The 20,424-nt window shown below is 65.0% G+C and carries 15 protein-coding genes; 7 read left to right on the forward strand and 8 right to left on the reverse strand.

The window, feature by feature from the left end; genetic code table 11:
- Positions 1–14: 14 nt before the first annotated feature.
- Both AQZ50_RS03620 and AQZ50_RS03625 read left to right on the forward strand, forming a co-directional pair.
- A complete protein-coding gene (locus AQZ50_RS03620) occupies positions 15–1,106 on the forward strand; it encodes an HlyD family secretion protein (RefSeq protein ID WP_067742778.1) in 1,092 nt (363 codons plus the stop codon).
- Entirely contained in the window at positions 1,103–2,527 is a 1,425-nt protein-coding gene (locus AQZ50_RS03625) for an efflux transporter outer membrane subunit (RefSeq protein WP_231730093.1), read from the forward strand. The genes AQZ50_RS03620 and AQZ50_RS03625 overlap by 4 nt, the downstream gene beginning before the upstream one ends.
- 6 nt (positions 2,528–2,533) lie before the next feature.
- Here AQZ50_RS03625 and AQZ50_RS03630 read toward each other — a convergent pair whose 3' ends face one another.
- From AQZ50_RS03630 to AQZ50_RS03645, 4 genes are read right to left on the reverse strand one after another with little or no spacing between them, the layout of a single operon-like run.
- The gene (locus AQZ50_RS03630) at positions 2,534–4,024 is read right to left on the reverse strand and encodes an efflux transporter outer membrane subunit (RefSeq protein WP_231730094.1); all 1,491 of its coding nucleotides are present in this window, start codon (positions 4,022–4,024) and stop codon (positions 2,534–2,536) included.
- Entirely contained in the window at positions 4,021–7,269 is a 3,249-nt protein-coding gene (locus AQZ50_RS03635) for an efflux RND transporter permease subunit (RefSeq protein ID WP_067742780.1), read from the reverse strand. The genes AQZ50_RS03630 and AQZ50_RS03635 overlap by 4 nt, the downstream gene beginning before the upstream one ends.
- Positions 7,266–10,421: an efflux RND transporter permease subunit gene (locus tag AQZ50_RS03640; RefSeq protein WP_067742783.1), complete on the reverse strand. Its 3,156-nt coding sequence runs from the start codon at positions 10,419–10,421 to the stop codon at positions 7,266–7,268. The genes AQZ50_RS03635 and AQZ50_RS03640 overlap by 4 nt, the downstream gene beginning before the upstream one ends.
- Positions 10,418–11,725, reverse strand: coding sequence for an efflux RND transporter periplasmic adaptor subunit (locus AQZ50_RS03645; RefSeq protein ID WP_231730095.1), 1,308 nt, complete (start codon positions 11,723–11,725; stop codon positions 10,418–10,420). Before AQZ50_RS03645 ends, AQZ50_RS03640 begins: the two co-directional genes overlap by 4 nt.
- A gap of 309 nt (positions 11,726–12,034) precedes the next feature.
- Here AQZ50_RS03645 and AQZ50_RS03650 point away from each other — a divergent pair, with 309 nt between their 5' ends.
- Entirely contained in the window at positions 12,035–12,523 is a 489-nt protein-coding gene (locus tag AQZ50_RS03650) for a PaaI family thioesterase (protein ID WP_231730096.1), read from the forward strand.
- 36 nt (positions 12,524–12,559) lie between these two features.
- Here AQZ50_RS03650 and AQZ50_RS03655 read toward each other — a convergent pair whose 3' ends face one another.
- Positions 12,560–12,859: a hypothetical protein gene (locus tag AQZ50_RS03655; RefSeq protein ID WP_082703427.1), complete on the reverse strand. Its 300-nt coding sequence runs from the start codon at positions 12,857–12,859 to the stop codon at positions 12,560–12,562.
- A 188-nt stretch (positions 12,860–13,047) separates the two neighbouring features.
- Between AQZ50_RS03655 and AQZ50_RS03660 the strand changes: the two genes are divergently transcribed.
- The gene (locus AQZ50_RS03660; RefSeq protein WP_067743756.1) at positions 13,048–14,829 is read left to right on the forward strand and encodes a cation:proton antiporter domain-containing protein; all 1,782 of its coding nucleotides are present in this window, start codon (positions 13,048–13,050) and stop codon (positions 14,827–14,829) included.
- An 18-nt stretch (positions 14,830–14,847) separates the two neighbouring features.
- Here AQZ50_RS03660 and AQZ50_RS21125 read toward each other — a convergent pair whose 3' ends face one another.
- On the reverse strand, positions 14,848–14,982 hold the full coding sequence (locus AQZ50_RS21125) for a hypothetical protein (RefSeq protein WP_255354593.1): 135 nt from the start codon (positions 14,980–14,982) through the stop codon (positions 14,848–14,850).
- On the opposite strand from AQZ50_RS21125, the gene AQZ50_RS03665 reads away from it, so the two are divergent.
- Together AQZ50_RS03665 and AQZ50_RS03670 are read left to right on the forward strand one after the other, a co-directional pair.
- On the forward strand, positions 14,981–15,406 hold the full coding sequence (locus tag AQZ50_RS03665) for a MarR family winged helix-turn-helix transcriptional regulator (RefSeq protein WP_067742788.1): 426 nt from the start codon (positions 14,981–14,983) through the stop codon (positions 15,404–15,406). The genes AQZ50_RS21125 and AQZ50_RS03665 overlap by 2 nt on opposite strands.
- 119 nt (positions 15,407–15,525) lie before the next feature.
- Positions 15,526–17,073 carry a hypothetical protein gene (locus AQZ50_RS03670; protein ID WP_067743759.1) on the forward strand — a complete coding sequence of 516 codons (1,548 nt, stop codon included), beginning with the start codon at positions 15,526–15,528 and terminating at the stop codon, positions 17,071–17,073.
- A gap of 36 nt (positions 17,074–17,109) precedes the next feature.
- On the opposite strand, the gene AQZ50_RS03675 is transcribed toward AQZ50_RS03670, so the two are convergent.
- Both AQZ50_RS03675 and AQZ50_RS03680 read right to left on the reverse strand, forming a co-directional pair.
- Entirely contained in the window at positions 17,110–18,543 is a 1,434-nt protein-coding gene (locus tag AQZ50_RS03675; RefSeq protein ID WP_067742791.1) for an aldehyde dehydrogenase family protein, read from the reverse strand.
- 106 nt (positions 18,544–18,649) lie between these two features.
- Complete coding sequence (locus tag AQZ50_RS03680) at positions 18,650–19,114, reverse strand: Lrp/AsnC family transcriptional regulator (RefSeq protein ID WP_067742793.1); 465 nt, start codon at positions 19,112–19,114, stop codon at positions 18,650–18,652.
- Between the two features lie 134 nt (positions 19,115–19,248).
- Between AQZ50_RS03680 and ald the strand changes: the two genes are divergently transcribed.
- A complete protein-coding gene (gene ald, locus AQZ50_RS03685) occupies positions 19,249–20,364 on the forward strand; it encodes an alanine dehydrogenase (protein ID WP_067742796.1) in 1,116 nt (371 codons plus the stop codon).
- Positions 20,365–20,424 lie beyond the last annotated feature (60 nt).

The following is a 20,424-nucleotide window of genomic DNA, read 5'->3' on the forward strand; positions in this document are numbered from 1 at the left end:
GAGGGTATGCGGCCATGATCGCCATTCGCCCGGTCTATGCGCTTGCCGCAGCAGGCTTCGCGCTCGCTGTGGGCAGCGCAATCATCCTGTCCGAACACCGGACGGCGCAGGCGCCCTTGTTCAAACCGGCGACCAACCCCTATCCCAACGGCATCTATGCCAACGGCATGGTCGAAAGCGCGCAGTCGCAAGGGATCGACATCGCGCTCGATCCCGAAGTCACCGGCAAAGTGACGCAAGTCCTCGTGCGCGAAGGCGAACACGTCCACGCCGGGCAACCGCTGCTCGCGCTCGATGACAGCATCCAGCGCGGCACCGCGCGCCAGCTCGATGCCGCCGCCGCCGCCGCCGTATCGCAACTGGCCGAGCTTCACGCACAGCCGCGCCCCGAAACGCTCGCCGTAGCGATTGCCCAGGCCGAAAACGCCGCCGCCACGCTGAAAAACGCGGCCGATACGCGCGCCAAGCAGGAACACGCCTTTGCCCTCGACCCGCGCTCGGTCAGCCGCGACACGCTCGATACCGCGCGCAACACCGAGGCGATCGCCGCAACCGCGTACAAAGTGGCCAGGCGCAACGAAGAGCTGACCCGCGCTGGCGCCTGGCGCTTTGACATCGAAAACCAGCAGCATCAGGCCGAGGCCAGCGCCCATGCCGCCGAAGCGGCGCATGCCACGCTCGACAAATTCGTGCTGCGAGCGCCGCGCGACGGCGTGGTGCTGGCGATCAACGCCACTGTCGGCAGCTCGATTGCGCCCGCTGGCGTCTATGATACGCGCACACAGGCGACGCTGCCGGTGATCACCTTCGGCACGCCGCAAGCGCGCATGCAGGTGCGCGCCTATGTCGATGAAATCCTCGTGCCGCGCCTGCCTTCGGGCGCGATGCAGGCCGTGATGAGCCTGCGCGGATCGGATCGGCGCATCGCGCTGCATTACGAACGCGTCGAACCCTATCTCTCGCCCAAGATCGCCCTGTCGGATCAGCGGCTGGAGCGTGTCGATCTGCGCGTGCTGCCGGTGATCTTCACCTTTGCGCCGCCCGCCGACATGGCCGTCTATCCGGGGCAGATGGTTGACATCTATATCAGCGGGAAAAAGCCGTGATCCGCGTCCTGCGCCTCGCGCCGCTCGGGATGGCGGCGCTGCTGTGCGGCTGCGCAGTGGGGCCCGATTTCCATCGGCCGACGCCGCCTGCGGTCGATCGCTATCGCGCAACGGACGATGCAGCAGGCGGCCTGGCGCTCGATCGCGATACCCCGATTGCCCAGGCCTGGTGGCATGTCCTCGGATCGCCCGAGCTTGACGCGCTGGTTACGCATGGTCTTGCCAACAGCCCCGATGTCGCTGGGGCACAGGCGCGGCTGCGCTCTGCGCAGGCCCAGTTGCGCGCGGGCTATGGCGCGTTCTTTCCGCAAGTCGATGGCAGCTTCGATGCAACGCGCGAACGTTACAGCCCGTCGCGGGTGGGCTCCGCCGGGGCAGCCGAAGTGTTTTCACTGTTCAACCCTTCGGTCGCGGTCAATTTCGTACTGGACCTGTTCGGCAGCAACCGGCGGCTGGTCGAAGCGCTGCACGCCACCGCCACGGAGCAGGCGCAAACCTTGCGCGCAACGCAGCTCACGCTCGCCGGCAATATCGCCAGCACTGCGATCATCCGCGCCGCGTATCACGATGAAGTCACCGCATGGCACGACATCGTCGCTGCCGATGAGGCCCAGCTTGAATCCGCCCATGCACGAACCGGCGCCGGAACCGAGGGCTATGCCGCCGAGCTCGCTCTGGCGCAGGCGCTGGAAAGCGCCCGCGCCGGGCTCAAGGCCGCCGAAGTCCGGGCGGGTCAAGCCGATGATCTGCTTGCCGTGCTGGTCGGCGACCCGCCCGCGAGCGCCCGCCTGCCCGACCTTGCGCTGTCCGCGCTGCATGTGCCCGGCCCCCTGCCGCTAAGCCTGCCGTCCGATCTGGTGCGGCGTCGCCCCGACATCCTTGTCGCCGAAGCGACCGCGCATGCCGCCAGCGCCCAGATCGGTGTCGCCACCGCCGCAATGCTGCCGCAAGTCACGCTGAGCGCGGGAACCGGATCGAGCACCAACACGATGGGCGCACTGTTTGGCGCAGGCACCGGGGTATGGAACTATGGCGCCGGCGTCACCACACCCCTGTTTTCCGGTGGATCGCTGATCAATAAGCGCGCCGCGGCCAAGGCCGATTATCAGGCGGCGATGGCAGACTGGCGGCAAACCGTGATCGCGGCCTTTCGGCAGGTCGCCGACGTACTGACTGCCAATGCCGGCGATGCTGCTGCCGACGCAGCCGAAGCCCGCGCCGACGCGGACGCACAGACCGCGTTCCATCTGGCTGAGGCCGATCGTCGCGCCGGATTGATCAGCGAAGCCGACCTCGCCGTCAGCCGCGCAGCCTGGCAAAGCGCACATATTTCCGCGCTGTCCGCCCGCGCGACGCACTTGCAGGACGCGGTCGCGCTCTATGTCGCGCTCGGCGGCGGGATCAACCAGCCGATGCCGTGATGCGTGTCAGTTCGTGGGTGGTTTGGGGGATGGATTCAGTTCGACCGGCCCGATCCACTGACCGCCGATCGCCTGGATCAGGGCGACTGCGGCGTTCTGCTGATTGACCGTATTGCCGATCAGATTGACCCGCGCGGCATAGGCGGTCGCCTGCGCGGTGGTGACCGTGGTAAAATCGACCGTGCCCGCCTGATATTCGTTGCGCGTCACCGCTTCGGCGCGATCGGCGGATTCAGACGCCGCGTGGTAATGCACGGCCTCCGCGCGATAGCCATCGACCCCGGCAAGATCGGTTTCGACTTCCTGAAACGCGCTCAGCACGGTCTGGCGATAGGTCGCGACCGCCGCATCATAGGCGGCGCGCGCGCCTGCCACTTTGGCCGAACGCGCGCCCCAGTCGAGCAGGGTCTGCGCAGCGCTCGCGCCCAGCGACCAGGCCGATGTCGCCGCGCCGAACAGGCTGCTGAACGAAGCGGCGCTCGTACCCAGCTCGGCGGTCAGCGATACCGTCGGAAAGAACGCCGCGCGCTGCACGCCGATATTGGCATTGGCGGCGGCGACCAGCCGCTCGGCATTGGCAATGTCGGGTCGGCGTTCGAGCACTGCCGAAGGCACGACGCCGGGCACCGCCGGGACAACCGGGCGCCAAGGCATGGGCTTGATCGCAAACGCGCTCGGGTTTTCGCCGACCAGCACGGCAATCGCGGTTTCATAGCCCACGCGCTGACGATCGAGATCGCGGCGGCTCGCCTCCGCATTGGCCAAAGTGGTGCGCGCGGTATCGACATCGGCGGAACTGGCGGTTCCGGCGGCAAATTTGTTGCGCGTGATGGCGAGCGAGCGGCGGTACGACACCAGTGTCGCATCGAGCATGGCCGCCTGCGCATCGATACCGCGCAGCGCGAAATAGTCGGTCGCCAGTGTCCCTTGGGCCGACAGCGTGGCATTGGCGAGCTCCGCCGCCGAAGCCTGGGCATTGGCGCGTGCCGCTCGCGCGGTGTTGGTCAGGCTGCCCCACAGATCGGGCGCCCAGCTTGCCGTGCCGGTTGCGGTAAACGTGCTGCTTGCCGGGCCGCTGGTCGAGACGGCCCCCTGCCGCGTTGCCCCGATGGTAGCCCCGACCGTGGGCAGCAAGGCGGCGCGATCGACCCGCGCCGTCGCCAGCGCCTGAGCGTAAGACGCGCGGTAGTACGCGAGGTTCTGGTTGGTGATCGCCACCTTTGCCTCAAGCGCATCGAGCGTTTCATCGCCAAACAGCGTCCACCATGCGCCCTTGGCCACCGCGTCCGAGGGATTGGCCTGGGCCCAGCCCGGATCGGCCTTGAACGCCGCCGTCGGCGCAACGCTCGTCGGAACGCGATACGTCGGCGCCATCGAACAGCCCGCCAAGGCAGTCGACATCGCAGTCGAGAGGGCAACAAGAGGCAACAGGCGTTTGGTCATCGAATTGAGCCTATCCACATTCGTATCGGGCGCGGCAACGCGGAGGGGCATCATGCCTTCACCGCTTCGGGGGCGCTGTCTTCGTCGCCATGACGCGCAAGCATGTGTTCAAACGGCGAACGCCGCCGCCATTTGTCGAGCGCCAGATAGACGACCGGCGTAGTCAGCAGCGTCAGCACCTGGCTGACCAGCAGCCCGCCGACAATCGCGATCCCCAGCGGGCGGCGCAGTTCGGCCCCGTCGCCAAACCCGATCGCCAGCGGCAAGGCGCCAAGCGCGGCTGCCAGCGTTGTCATCAGGATCGGGCGAAAGCGCAAGAGGCATGCTTCGCGGATCGCTTCAAGCGGGGGCATAGCGAAACGCCGCTCGCTCTCGATGGCAAAGTCGATGATCAGGATCGCGTTTTTCTTCACGATGCCGATCAGCAGGATAATGCCGATCAGCGCGATGATGTCGAATTCGCCACCCGTCACGATCAGCGCGAGGATCGCCCCCAGCCCCGCCGAAGGCAGTGTCGAGAGCACGGTCAGCGGATGGATGGCCGATTCATAGAGTATCCCGAGCACGATATAGATCGCCGCGATCGCCGCCACGATCAGCAGGGGAATGGTCGCGGTCGATTGCTGAAACACTTTGGCGGTTCCGCCGAAATCGCCATGAACCGTGGCGGGCAGCCGCAACTGACGCTGTGCATCGGCGATCACTTGTCCCGCCTGCCCCAGCGAAACCGAGGGCGGCAGATTGAACGAAATCGTGGCCGAAGGCTCGCCGCTCGAATGGCTGACCGCCGCATTGGTCGAGGCCGAGCGCCAGCGCGCCAAAGTCGAGAGCTGGACCAGCTTTGATGCGGACGTACTGACCGCGCTGCCCAGCGCCTGGTTGTTGCCGAGCGAGGCATTGGCCGAGGCGGCCTGCGGCGCCAGCGCGATGGCGCCGCCGACCGGGAGGTAGAGATCATTGAGCGCTTCGGGTTTGCCGTTGAACGCCGGGTCGGCCTCCATCACCACGTGATACTGGTTGAGCCCCTTGTAGATATTGGCAACCTCGCGCTGGCCAAACGCATCATAGAGCGTGTTGTCGACCGTCAGCATCGAAATGCCAAGGCTGCTCGCGCGGTCGCGATCGACATCGACATACGAGGCCGCGCCCGCATCCTGCTGGTCAATATCGACATCGATGATCTTGCCGGGCTGCGCTTTCAGCGCCTTGACCAGGCGATTGCCGGCATCAGCCAATTGGTCGGGCGTTTCGGCATGGAGCACATATTGGTACATGCTGGTGGTCTGGCGACCGCCGACCTGCAGATCCTGCACCGGATTGAGAAACAGGCTGACCCCGCGCACCCGGCCCAGTTTTGGACGCAGCCGCTGGATCACATCGGTTACCGCCACCCGCTGGTCGCGCGGTTTCAGATTGACGAACATGAAGCCCGACCCGGCACGCCCGCCGCCGGCAAAGGCGACCACGTTCGCCACCGCCGGGTCGGAGCGCACGATCCGCTCGATCTGCGTCATCTTTTCGCGAAGACTGGTGAACGAGAGCGACTGATCGACGCGCAATCCGCCCGCCATGCTGCCGGTATCCTGTTGCGGCAGGAATCCCTTGGGCGCGATCATCAGGCAATAGACATTGAGCACGACGGCGCCGAGCAGAAGCAGCAGGACCGGGCCGCGATGCGCCAGCGCCCAATCGAGCTGCCGCGCATAGCCGCGATGCAGCCAGTCGAAAAACCGCCGCGAGCGGTCGAACACGACCCGGCTGAAACGATCGACATGGGCGTCTCTATCCGCTTCGCGTTCGAGCAGGCGCGACGCGAGCATCGGCGTCACGGTCAGCGACGCGATCAGGCTGATCGCCACGGCGGCGGTCATGGTCAGCGCGAATTCGCGCAACAACCGCCCGAGAATCCCGCCCATGAACACCAGCGGGATAAACACCGCAACGAGGCTGATCGAAATCGACAGCACGGTAAACCCGACTTCGCGGGCACCGCGCAAGGCTGCCGGGAACGGCTTGACGCCTTCCTCGACATGGCGGGCGATATTTTCGACGACCACGATCGCATCGTCGACCACGAACCCGGTCGCCACGGTCAGCGCCATCAGCGACAGATTGTCGAGCAGAAAGCCCGACATGTACATCACCGCCAGCGTGCCCAGCAGCGAAACGACCACCGCCGCCGCCGGGATCAGCGTCGCGCGCCAGCTTTGCAGAAACAGGCTGACCACGAGCACGACCAGCAAGGTCGAAACGAGCAGCGCGACTTCGACTTCGGCGAGCGAGGCGCGGATGGTGACCGTGCGGTCGGTGACCACCGAAAGCTTGATGTCATCGGGCAAGAGCGCCTGCAGACCCGGGACCTGCGCCTTGATCGCATCGACCGTCTGGACGATATTTGCATCGGGCTGGCGGGTGATGATGATCGGCACCGCCTTTTTCCCGTTGAACAGACCCATCGTGCGCGTGTCTTCGGGCGCATCGATCACTTTGCCGATGTCCATCAGCCGCACCGGCGCGCCATTGCGCCAGGCGATGATCGTCGGGGCAAAGTCCTTTGCAGTCAGCGCGGGATCATTGCTGTAGACCTGCCAGGCCAGCCCCCGCCTGCCATTGGCACCCTGCTCCACGCCGATCGATTCGATCACGCCGCGCGGGCGGTCGGTGCTGGCCGATTGCAGCGCGGTGCGCACGTCTTCCAGCGCAATGCCGTCGCGCGCGAGCAGCGTCGGATTGATCTCGATCCGTACCGAAGGCAGCGCCGCGCCGCCCAACTCGACATTGCCGACACCGTTTACCTGCAACAGCTTTTGCTGCACGATATTCGACACGGCGTCGTAGATCTGGTCGGGATTGCGCGACCGGCTGGTCAGCGCCAGAATCATGATCGGCGCTTCGGCGGGGTTGATCTTGCGATAGCTCGGCTGAGCCTTGAGCGTCGACGGCAAGTCGGCCCGCGCCGCCGCGATCGCCGCCTGCACATCGCGCGCGGCGCCGTCGATATCGCGATTGAGATCGAATTGCAGCGTGATCTGCGCCGAGCCCAATGTCGAACGAGACGTCATCTCGTTGGCCCCGGCGATCGTTCCGAGGCGACGCTCCAGAGGGCTGGCCACGGTGCTCGCCATCGTCGCGGGGCTCGCCCCGGGCAGGTTCGCCTGGACCTGAATGGTCGGAATATCGACCTTGGGCAAAGGCGCGACCGGCAAATTCAGAAACGACAGCACCCCGGCCAGCACCACGCCCAGCGTCAGGAGCAGGGTGCCGACCGGTCGCCGGATGAAGAGGGCCGAGATGTTCACGCGGGTTCGAGCCCCGGTTCATTCGCCTGCCGCTTTTTGGCCGCCCGCGCCTCGCGCATATTTTCGAACGCCAGAAAGATCACCGGCGTGGTGAACAGCGTCAACACCTGGCTGAGGATCAGGCCGCCGGCGATCGCCAGACCGAGCGGCTGGCGCAGCTCATGCCCCATGCCGCTGCCGAAAATCATCGGAAGCGCGGCAAACAACGCGGCAAACGTGGTCATCATGATCGGCCGGAAACGCAACAAGGCAGCGCTGCGGATCGCGGTCAGCGGATCATGCCCCTCTTCGCGCATGGCAACCACGGCAAAGTCGATCATCATGATCGCGTTTTTCTTCACGATCCCGATCAGGAGCACGATACCGATAATGCCGATCACGCCCAGCCCATAGCCCGACAGCACCAGCACGATCAGCGCCCCCACCCCGGCCGAAGGCAGCGTCGAGATGATGGTGATCGGGTGAATGAAGCTTTCATAGAGCACGCCGAGCACGATATAGACGACCAGGATCGCCGCGAGCACGAGCAGAACCTCGTTCGAAAGCGCCGAACGGAATGCCGAGGCTGCACCGGAAAAGTCGGTGCTGACCGAAATCGGCAGGCCGATCTCGCTTTCGATCTTTTCGATCGAGGTGACCGCCTTGCCGAGCGAAACACCCGGCGCGACGTCAAACCCGATAGAGGCCGACGGAAACTGGTTCTGCCGTGACAGTTCGAGCGGCACCCAGCCTTCGCGGATCGTCGCGACAGTGCCGAGCGGCACTTGCGTCCCATTGGATAATGGAATGTAGAACCGCGCCAGCGACGACGGATCGGACAACATGCCCGGCGTCGCGGACAGGATCACCCGGCTCTGGCTCGACTGCGTATAGATCGTCGAGATGATGCGCTGACCAAAGGCATCATAGAGCGCGTTGTCGACCGTCAGCAAAGACATCCCCAGACGCGCGGCGGCATCGCGGTTGACATCGATGAACACCGCGCGCCCCTGCCCGAGGCTCGCCGTATTGACATCGATCAGCGAAGGATCGTCCTTGAGCTTGTCGGCAAGCCTGCGCGCCCAGTCGTTGACGGCATTGGCGTCAGCCCCCTGCAGCGCAAAGCGATAAGGCGTGAGCCCGGTCTCGGTATCGATCGTCAGATCCTGCACCGGCTGGAGATAGACCCGCACACCGGGGATTTTCGCCGCACGTTCGGCAATATCGGCGGTCACCTCGGAAAGGCTGCCGCGTGCTTCGATCGGCTTGAGATTGATGATCATCCGCCCCTGGTCGAGCGCCGCATTCTGACCATCGACGCCCACTGCCGATGACAGCGAGGCGACAGCCGGGCTTTCGAGCACCTGGGCGACGACTTGCTGCTGGAGCGAGGCCATCTGCGAAAAACTGACATCGGGACTGGCGACGACCGTCGCACGCAATTGCCCGGTATCCTGCACCGGAAACAGATTCTTGGGGATCGCCCAGAACAGCACGCCGGCCAGCGCAAGGCTCAGGGCAAACACGCCAAGCGTTGCCCGCGGCCGCGCGATCACCCAGTCGAGCCCGCGCCCATAGCTGTGCGCCAGCCGATCAAAGGCGCCCATCGCCTTGTCGACCACAGCCAGGCGCCGCTCCTCATGCTCGGGCCGCAACAGCCGCGCCGCCAGCATCGGCACCACGGTCAGCGCGACGACGGCCGACAGCACGATCGTCACCGCCAGGCTGACTGCAAATTCGCGGAACAGGCGTCCAACCACATCGCCCATGAACAACAGCGGGATCAGCACGGCAATCAGGCTGACCGTCAGCGAAATGATGGTAAAACCGATCTCGCTCGCGCCCTTGAGCGCCGCGTCGAACGGTTTCATCCCCGCTTCGATATGGCGCGCGATGTTTTCGATCACCACGATCGCGTCGTCGACCACAAACCCCGATGCGATGGTCAACGCCATCAGCGTCAGATTGTTGATCGAATAGCCCAGCGCCCACATCGCGGCAAACGCGCCGACCAGGCTGAGCGGCACCGAAATCGCGGCAATCAGTGTCGCGCGGGGCGATCCGAGGAACAGGAAGATCACCAGCACGACCAGCAGCACGGCCAGCACCAGTTCGAACTGAACGTCGGAAACCGAGGCCTGAATGCCTTCGGTCCGGTCGGTCAGCACGGTGACTTCGACATCGGCGGGAAGCTGCGCCTGAAGATCGGGCAAGGCCGCCTTGATCGCATTGACCGTGGCGATGACATTGGCACCGGGCTGGCGCTGCACGTCGATGATCACGGCCGGCTGTTTGTTCATCCAGCTGCCGGTGCGCACGTTTTCAACCCCGGCCTCGACGCTGGCGACATCTTTCAGCCGCACCGGCTGCCCGTTGCTCCACGCGACGACCAGCGCGGCATAGGATTCCGGGCTGTTGAGCTGATCGTTGGAATCGATCGTCCAGCTTTTGGTGGCGCCGTCGAAATTGCCCTTGGCCATATTGGAATTGGCATTGGCAATCGCGTTGCGGATCGTTTCGAGGCTGAGACCGCGCGCAGCCATGGCCTGGACGTTGGCGACAATCCGCACCGCCGGCCTTTGCCCTGCCGACAGGCTGACCAGGCCGACCCCGGATACTTGCGAAATCTTGTTGGAAAGCTGCCTTTCGACAATGCCTTCGACTTCCCCCAGCGGACGCGACTTTGACCATACGCCCAGAGTCAGGACCGGGGCGTCGGCGGGGTTGACCTTGGCATAGACAGGCGGTGCCGGCAGATCCGACGGGAGCAGCGAATTGGCCGCGTTGATCGAGGCCTGGACTTCCTGTTCGGCGACATCGAGCGACAGGCCGAGCGTGAACTGCAAGGTGATCACCGAGGCGCCCGACGAGGAATAGGACGTCATCCGCGTCAGGCCCGGCATCTGTCCGAACTGGCGTTCGAGCGGGCTCGTCACGGTCAGCGCCATGACATCGGGGCTCGCGCCGGGATAGAGCGTGCTGACCTGGATCGTCGGGTAATCGACTTGCGGCAGCGCCGACAAGGGCAGTTGTTTCCAGGCGATCAGCCCGGCGAGCAACAGCGCCACCATCAGCAAGGTCGTCGCCACCGGGCGCAGGATGAACGGGCGCGATGGCCCGCCTGTCGATGGGGGCGCTGCGGGATCGTCGGTCGCGATGTCGGCGTCGCTCACTGGGCCTTGGCTCCGGCCCGCTTGCCGCTCTTGCTCCCGCCGCCACTCTTGTCGCTGCTTCCGCCGCCACCACTCTTGTCTCCGGGCAGGCGCACCGCCGACCCTTCGTCAAGCCCGTCGGCACCTTCGGAAACGACGATCTGCCCCTTTTGCAGCCCGGACAGGATCGCCATTCGCGTCCCGTCGCTCGGCCCCGTCCGCACGATCGCGATCTTCACCGTCTTGTTCGGCTGAACCACAAACACGAAATCGCCTTGCGAGCCATGGCGCAGCGCCGAAACCGGCACGACCGGCACCTGGCGCAGCGTGCTGACCAACATGGTCACATTGACGAACTGGTTGGGAAACAGCGCGGGCGAGGTTTGCCCATCTTTTCCGCTCACCGGCGGATTGACCGCGCGCGCCTTGGCCATGACCGTGCCGGTGCTGGTGTTGATCTGGTTGTCAAAAGTCGAAAATGCGGCTTGCGCCAGCACGGTCTTGTTGTCCTGGTCGAGAATCGTGACCGGAAGGCCCGCGCCGCTGCCGACTTTGCGCTGGACGTCGCCGAGCATCGCCTGAGGCACCGAAAATTCGATATCGATCGGATCGATGCGCGTCACCACGGCAACGCCGTTGGCATCGGACGGGGTGACATAATTGCCCACGGTAATCTGCTTGAGGCCGATGCGACCGGCAAATGGCGCCTTGATCGTGGTATATTGCAGATTGAGCCGAGCCGAGCCGACTGCGGCGCGATCGGTGGCGACAGTGCCTTCAAGCTGCGCGACCGTCGCGCGTTCGTCTTCCATCGTCTGGCGCGCGATCGAATCCTGCGCCGCGAGCGTTTCATAGCGTCTGAGGTCGAGCCGGGCCATCGTCAGGCTCGCCGAATCGCGCGCCAGCGTGCCCTCGGCCTGCTTCAGCGTCAGCGCATAGGGACGCGGATCGACTTGCACGATCGGCTGCCCGGCGGACACCATCTGCCCTTCCTTGAACAGGATGGCCATGACATTGCCCGCAAGCTGCGTGTGTACGGTGGCGGTATCGAGCGGCGTAACGGTGCCGATCGCGCTGACCGTTTCAGGCATATCGGCCAGCGCCACTGTCGCGATCGCGACTGCCGCAGCCGGACGACCGGCCTTGGCATTGCTTGTCACGCCCGCAGCGGCAAACCAGCGCGCGCCCAAGGCAACCACGACCAGCACCCCAATGACCAGCGCATAGGCCAACCAGCGCGGCCGCGACTTGTGCGACCCGGATGGCTGTTCCGGCGCGCGATCCTCGATGAAACTCGACAGGGTAAACCTCCATGGGCTCGGCAAAAACCATCAATCCGGGCCATTGTCGCAGTCCCGCACGCGATCCGGCGTCATGGCAACGTGTCCAGACGGGCAAGACCGGGCGGGAACCGGTGGCGGCGGTTTCCTAACGCGAATGCCGGGCGAAGCAGAAACACTAAATTGTCGTTTCGGGCCCGATACGAACAAAGATTTGCATCAAATCGTATCAGAATGCCCCGTTTGACCTTTACCGGGACGCGCGCCCGCTGCGCCGCAACGGCTTGACGCGCCCCAACCGGTACGCCACCCGCCGGCGACGACCATGTCCCCGCCGATGAAAGAGATTCCCGCGTGCCCCATCATCCCGCACCGCTCGCATCCGACCTGCGCCTGCAACCGGAACCGCCGTTCAGCGGCAAGCTGACGCGAATCGAAACCGGCGAATGGGCCGGATGGTATCAATGGGGAGGGGTCGATCCGTTCGAAAACCTTGCCGGGCCATTCTATGTCGCACGCGATGATCAGGGCATCGTCTGCGGTTTTCGCCCCGGCGCGGACAACCGCAACGGCCACGGCATCGTCCATGGCGGCAGCCTCATGACGTTTGCCGATTTCAGCCTGTTCATGATCGGCGGCTCGGAGGGTGAGCAAGTGCACGGCGTAACGGTAACGATGAACTGCGAATTTCTGCGCGCGGCCAATGCCGGCCAGTTGCTGCTCGCGCGCGGCGAGCGCACCGGTGGCGGGCGCAGCCTGATCTTTGCCCGCGGCCTGATCCGCGCCGACGGGCGCGAAGTGCTCGCCTTTTCAGGCACCATCAAAAAGCTGAAGGGCGCCTGAAACCGGGCGCCCTTCGTACAGGCATGCGTGAACCGATCAGCCGACGCGGCTGCCGTTCAGCGGAAAACTGCCGAACATCCCGGCCTTGACCGTGCCGGAAATCGCATCGCCATCGATGGTCGCCTTGCAATCGAGCGTCATCGGCATCGGCGTGGTGATCTTGCTCGACCAACTGATCGTCTGGCCGTCGACTTTGCCGTCGGTGATGTCGAGCGATCCCATCGGGCCGACATTGCTGCCGGTAAAGGCATCGCCGCTGACATTGACCGTCAGGGTCGATTTCTGGTCCCCCATCGGGGTCTTGGTGACGACTTCATAGGTTCCGGCAACGGTCATCATGCTCTCCCTTTGCATCTGTGCGCCGCTTGGCGAACGGCGCTTGCATCCCTCTTGCCTACAATGATGTCAATAGCATTACGGGCGGCGTTTCCCGATCCCCGCGCTTGACGCCGCCCCGGCGTGCGGGGACAACGTCCAGCGCCCTGTCCCGCTGCAAAAGTCCCACCGCCAAAGGAGCCATTGCCCTGCACGCCGCCGCCCCGCCTCCCCTGCTTCACGACGGCTTTCTGCTGCTCGGTTTTGCCCTGGCATTCGTGCTGCTGTTCCGCCGGCTCGGCCTGGGGGCAACCTTGGGCTACCTGCTGGCCGGTGTGGTGGTCGGGCCGCAATGCCTCGATCTCGTGGGCGAAGCCGAGCAGAAGATGGGCATTGCCGAACTCGGCATCACGCTGCTGCTGTTTCTGGTCGGGCTGGAGCTTGATCCGGCGCGGCTGTGGCGGATGCGACGCGACATTTTCCTGACCGGGATCATGCAAGTCACAGGGTGCGGGCTGGTGCTGGCGGCGGCGCTCCATCTCGCCACCGGCTTTTCCGGCGCGGCCGCGCTGGCGCTGGGGCTGCCCCTGGCGCTGTCATCGACCGCACAGGTCTTGCCGATGCTGCAATCGTCCGGTCGGTTGAAAACCCGTTTTGGCGAACGCGCCTTTGCGATCCTGCTGTTTCAGGATCTGTCGATTATCCCGATGATCACGATCGTCGCCATGCTCAGCCGCAATCCCGCCGATGCTGGCGCGCCGCCGGGATGGCTGATGGCGGTCGGAACGGCGGGTGCGATTGTCGCGCTGGTACTGGCCGGGCGCTTTTTGCTGCGTCCGCTGTTTCGCGTGATCGGCAATCTGGGCGAGCGCGAGATGTTCGTGGTCGCGGCGCTGTTTACCGTGCTCGCCGCCGCCGCGCTGATGCAGGCCCTGGGCCTGTCGAGCGCGCTCGGCGCGTTCATCGCGGGGGTCATGCTCGCCGGCACACCCTATCGCCACGAACTGGAAGCCGCCGTCGAACCGTTCCGCTCGATCCTGCTCGGGCTGTTTTTCCTGTCGGTCGGCATGATGCTCGATCTGTCGGCGATCATTCGCGAGCCGCTGTTTGTCATGGCGATCGCGCTCTTGCTGATCGTGACCAAGGCGGGGGTGATCCTGGCCATCGGTGCCTTGCTCGGCATGGGCTGGCGCAGCGCGCTGGCGCTGGGCCTGCTGCTCAGCCAGGGCGGTGAATTCGGCTTCGTGCTGTTTGCGCAGGCCACGCGTGCCATGCTGATCGCGCCGCAAGCGGCCAGCCTGTTTGGCGCGGTAGTAACGCTGTCGATGGCGAGTACCCCGTTTTTGATGGCAGCGACACGCCGGTTCCGCGAACAGCCGACCGGCCCGGTGCAAGAGCGCGCGAGGCCGGAAAGCGCGGGGCCGGAAAGCGCGGGTGGGGGCGATCGCGCCAATGCACTGATCGTCGGCTATGGCCGGTTTGGCCAGGCGGTGGGGCAGATGCTGCTCGCCGGCGGAATCGAGGTAACCCTGATCGACCGCGATGTCGCCGCCATCGACATTGCCGCGACATTCGGCGCAAAAGTCTATTTCGGCGATGGCACCCGGCTGGACCTGCTGCATCAGGCGGGCGCCTCGTCTGCAGCCTTGATCCTGTTCTGCCTCGATGGAGACCAGATCGACGCCGCGCTGATCGAGGCGGTGCATCAGGCCTTTCCCCAGGCAGCCATTCATGTCCGCGCCTTTGACCGCCGCGCGCTGATCCGGCTCGCGCCCTCGCCTGCAACGCACGTGATCCGCGAAACGATGGAATCGGCCATCGCCATGGCTCGCAACGCCTTCGACGACGTCGGGCTCAGCCAGGAAGCGATCAAACGCGCCGAAATCCGCTTTCGCGCGCGCGACCGCGAACGGCTCGCGCTGCAGATCGAATCCGGCGACATTCACACCGCGCAGGACCGCATTTTCACCGAAATCGAGCCGAGCGGCTGACCCATCGATGCCGCGGCATCAAGATCGATGCAGCGGCATGATCTGATTTGATGCGGCGGCATCGATCGGCAAATCCTGCCCAATGGTTAACCGATGCATCGGCATCGAGCCGGAATTGCCGCCGCGCCGTCCGCAGGGCAGGATTGCCGGCATGACAAAGCCCGCCGCCATTACCCTGCTCGCCTGGGATCGCCTGCTCGGCGCAGGCGCCCGCGCCTTGCGCGCGGCGCGCGCCGAATTGAAACGCGCCGGATTGCCCCCGCTCGAATGGTACGACATCCTCGTCGCGCTCGAACGGCGCGGGGCCATGCGCCCGCGTGACCTCCAGGGCGTGCTGGGCATCGAACAATACAATCTGTCGCGCCTGCTCTCGCGCATGGAGCGCGCCGGGCTGGTGACCGTAGCCCCCTGCCCCGGCGATGCGCGCGGCCAGATCGTCACTCTCACGCCCGCCGGAGCGCAGCGACGCGCGGCGATGTGGCCCGCCTATGCCGCCGCGATCCACGGCTCGATCGAAGCCCGGCTCGAACCCGACGAGCGCATCCAACTGGCCGGAATGCTCGAAAGAGTGGCCTGAGCACAAGGCAGGCGATCATCCGCAAACCGGCCGACGCCGCGATCCCCTCTTGCGCAACCGGCAAATCCCGGCTTTGAATGGCGCCTTAATCGATCGCTTAAATCGGGATGAGGCCGTTCATGACTGCAAGCACCACGCTCGATCCGCGCACGCCGATCATTGTCGGCGTCGGCCAGGCCGTCGAACGCATCGCAGACGCCGATTATGCCGGCCTATCCGCCGCCGATCTGGCCGCGCGCGCCGCCGAAGCGGCTTTGGCCGACAGCGGCGCTGCCGATGCTGCGCGGCGCCTGGTCACGGCAGTCGGCGCAGTGCGCACGTTCGAGGATTCGAACGCGGCCCCGTCGCCATTCGGCAAACCCGACAAATTCCCGCTGGCCGTCGCGCGCCGTTTGGGAATCGCGCCCGCCATTGCCGTGCTCGACAAAGTCGGCGGGCAATCGCCGGTGACGATCCTGATGGAAATGGGTCAGCGTATTCTCGCAGGCGAAGCCGAGGCAGCGCTGGTCTTCGGCGCAGAGGCGATTTCGAGCGCGCGCCACTTGTCCGCAACAGGGGAAACGCGCGCCTGGGGCGAAAGCGATGCGGGTGCGATGGAGGATCGCGGGCTTGGCGTCAAAGGGCTGCTGTCGCCGCTGGCGATCGCGCACGGCGTGGTATCGCCGCCCATTGCCTATGCGCTGATGGAAAATGCGCGGCGGCGCCATCTGGGGCTCGACAAGGAAACGTACGCTCGTGCGATGGGCGCGCTGTTCGCCCCGTTTACGCAAATCGCCGCAGCCAACCGCTATGCTTGCGCCGCCTCGACCCCGCTCTCGCCCGACGAGATCGCCACGCCATCGGAGCGCAACCGGCTGGTCACCGATCCCTATACGATCAAGCTCGTCTCACGCGATCAGGTCAATCAGGGCGCCGCCGTGCTGGTCATGTCCATCGCCGCCGCGCGGGCCGCCGGAATTCCGGAAAGCCGCTGGACGTTCGTCCACGCCGCGACGCTCGCCCATGAAAAAGAGGTGCTCGCCCGGCCTGACCTTGCCGCCTATCCGGCCGCCGATGCCGCGCTTGCTGCGGCTTTGGCGCTGGCGGGGAAGACCGTCGCCGATTTCGGCGCGTTCGATTTCTACAGTTGTTTCCCGATCCCGGTGTTCAACGCGATTGCAGGGCTAGGCCTTGCCGCCGACGATCCGCGCGGGCTGACGGTGACCGGCGGCCTGCCCTATTTCGGCGGAGCGGGGAACAATTATTCGATGCACGCCATCGCCGGCATGGTCGAGCGACTGCGTGACGAGAGCGCCCGGCCATTTGGGCTGGTCGGTGCAAATGGCGGGTTTCAATCGAAATTCGCCGCGCTGGTGCTCTCGCCCAAGGCCGCGCCCTGGCAAGCTCTGGTCCATGACCCGATCCAGGCACAGCTCGACGCCGCCGCCTGCATCGAACCGGTCGCCGAGGCCGAGGGCCCCGGCACGATCGAAACTTATACCGTCTGGCGCAACAAGGGCGTGCCCACCAACGCGATCGCGATCGGGCATCTCGCCGACGGGCGCCGCTTCATCGCCAACGCCGCCGACGAGGCAACGCTGGCTCTGGCGGCGAACGGCGACCCGATCGGCGCGACGGTCGCATTGGCCTTCGACGGGAAACGCAATCGCTTCAGGATTCACGATTGAGCCCCCCGGCAAAGAGGGCGCGCCCGGGAGCCAGACCTATTGTGCAAACGCCGGTTTCTTGCGGCGCACGAGCGTCTGGGCATTGGTGTATTCGAGCAGCCCTTCCAGCCCGCCTTCGACACCCACACCCGACTGCTTGACGCCGCCAAACGCTGCCAGCGGCGACAAGTGCTGCGTTTCATTGACCCATACCGTGCCCGACTGGATCTTCTGCGCGAGATCCCAGGCCTTGTCCTCATCGTTTGACCAGACCGAACCGCCAAGGCCATAATCGGTGGCATTGGTGCGCGCGATTACGTCGTCATAGTCGTCGAACTTGATCAGCGGCAGAACCGGGCCGAACTGTTCCTCCTGCACGATACGGCTGTCTTCGGGCGGATTGTCGAGAATCGTGATCGGTATGAAATAGCCCGGCACATCGGCCTTTTCGCCGCCCAACAGGAACGTATAGCCCTTGGCCCGGGCATCCTCGATCAGGCCAAGCACCCGTTCGTATTGCGGCCGGTTGTTGATCGGTCCGATCTGCGTGCCCTGTTCCGCGCCATCGCCGACCTTGACCGTTTTTGCATAAGCGACGATCGCATCGCGCAACGGATCGTAGATGTCCTTGTGAATATACATGCGCTTGGTCGCGATGCAGATCTGACCGTTGTTGGCAAACGCGGCCCAGAACAAGGTTTCGGCGATCTTTTCGACATCGACATCGGGCAGCACGATCGCGGCGTCGTTGCCGCCGAGTTCGAGCGTGACACGCTTGAGCGTCGGCGCAGCAGAAGACATCACGCGCCGCCCGGTTGCGGTCGATCCGGTAAAGCTGATCTTGTCAAAGCCCGGATGGGCGGTCATCCACGGCCCCAGAGCATCGCCCCCGGATATGACGTTGAGCACGCCCGCAGGCAGGATGTCCTTTGCCAGTTCCCCGAATTTCAGCGTGGTCAGCGGGGTGAACGGCGACGGTTTCAGCACCATGGTATTGCCCGCAAGCAGCCCCGGCGCGACCTTGAACATCGCCAGGATCATCGGGAAATTCCATGGTGCGATCGCGCCCACCACGCCAAGCGGAACATGGCGCGTGATGCTGATGCGCTCGTCGGAATCCTCGTTGACCGTTTCGGGCAAGTCGAGCGCGGTATGCGCCTGAAGCCAATAACCGGCGCCCATCACTTCGGCCCCTGCCTCGTGATGCGGCTTGCCCTGTTCGAGGGTAAGCAGCCGCTTGAATTCGTCGGCATTGGCCCAGATCGCGTTGGCCAGGGCGGAAAGCGCCGCCTTGCGTTCGACAATCGGTGTGGCAGCCCAGCCCGGAAAGGCCGCGCGGGCGGCGGCAGTCGCACGGTCAAGATCGCCGGGCGTGGCATCGGGGGCCTGCGCAATGACGTCTTCGGTCGCGGGATTGATGACGTCAAACCGGGCCGAGCCCGCTTCGAGCGCGCCGCCGATCAGCATGCGATAGGTGTTGTCAAAGACCATTGTTCTCTCCCGTCCGGGTATCCCGTTCGGTTGCGCAGCTTACCCGCTCAAACGCCCCTGTCCAGATTATTTAATCAAACGATTAAGATGATGGCTGCCATCGGCCTCAGCGCAAGCGACTGACCGGATAGCCTTCCATCCGTTTGATCCGGCGGATCGAAAACGACGATCGCATCGCCGAAACGCCCGGCAGCCGCGCCAGGCAATCGCGATGGATCGTATCGTAATCGGCCAGGTCCGCCGCCGCGATGCGCAAAAGGTAATCGGCATTGCCGCTCATCAGGTGGCATTCGAGAATATCGTCGAAATCGCCCACTGCGCGTTCGAAGCGGTCCATCGCCTCGCGGCTCTGGCTGGTCAGCGTGATTTCGACAAAGACCTCGACCGCAAGCCCCAGTCGCCGCGGATCGACCCGCGCGGCATAGCCCGCGATCAACCCCTGTTCCTCCAGCGCCTTGATCCGGCGATGGCAGGCCGAGGGCGACAGCGAAACCAGCTCGGCCACGTCGGCAACCGAGCGCGACGAATCGCGTTGCAGCGCCTCAAGCAGGTTGCGATCCGTGCGATCCATGCCAAATTTTCCCGTTATTAATGCCATATATCGAATAACATTGCATACAGGGCGACAACAAGGGCAAAATCGGGTAACAATTGTCATGCGCGCCAGACTATCCTTTGCGTCATATCCAGACAGGAGATCGACCCATGCGCATCGGCACCGTTACCGAAATCAAGAACCACGAATATCGCGTTGGCCTGACCCCGGAATCGGCGCGCGAACTCGTCGCGCATGGTCATGAAGTGTGGGTCCAGGCCGGTGCCGGGCTCGGCATCGGTGCAACCGACGCCGCCTACGAAGCCGCCGGCGCAGTGATCAAGCCCGATGCGGCGACGGTGTTCGCGGGCGCCGAAATGGTGGTCAAGGTCAAGGAACCGCTGGCCGTCGAGCGCGCGCAACTGCGCAAGGGTCAGGTGCTCTATACTTATCTGCATCTCGCGCCCGACCCCGAACAGACCGCCGACCTCGTCAAATCGGGCGTGACGGCGATTGCCTATGAAACGGTCACCGGCCCGGGCCGCAGCCTGCCGCTGCTCAAGCCGATGAGCCAGGTCGCCGGTCGCATGGCGATCCAGGCGGGCGCCACCGCGCTCGAAAAGGCGCATGGCGGACGCGGCGTGCTTCTGGGCGGCGTGCCGGGCGTCGCGCCGGGCAAAGTCGTGGTGATCGGCGGCGGCGTGGTCGGCTTCAACGCAGCGCAAATGGCGGTCGGCCTTGGCGCCGATGTCACGATCCTCGATCGCGATCCCGAAGTGCTGGAAAAGCTCGACAGCCATTTCCAGGGTCGCGCGCGCACGATCTATTCGGGCAAGGCGTCTCTCGCCGACCTCGTCGCCGATGCCGACCTCGTCATCGGCGCGGTGCTGATCCCCGGCGCGGCGGCGCCCAAGCTGGTGACGCGCGCCATGCTGTCGACGATGCGCCCCGGCGCCGTGCTGGTCGACGTGGCGATCGATCAGGGCGGCTGCTTTGAAACCAGCCACGCGACAACTCATGCCGAACCGACGTATGTGATCGATGGCGTGGTCCACTATTGCGTCGCCAACATGCCCGGCGGCGTTGCCCGCACCAGCACGTATGCGCTCAACAACGTCACCCTGCCCCACGCGTTGCGCATCGCCAATCTCGGCTGGAAAGCCGCGCTCAAGGCCGATGCCAACCTTGCCGCCGGGCTCAATGTCCATGAAGGCAAAGTGACTTACGAAGCTGTCGCCACCGAGTTGGGCTACACTTATACCCCGGTTGCCGACGTTCTCGGCTGACACGTCGGTTCGCCCGGTCATTTCTGCGCCTTGCGAAGGGATGACCGGGCCGAATACCGC

Origin of the sequence: Novosphingobium sp. Fuku2-ISO-50, from assembly GCF_001519055.1 — a bacterium.
Lineage (GTDB): Bacteria > Pseudomonadota > Alphaproteobacteria > Sphingomonadales > Sphingomonadaceae > Novosphingobium.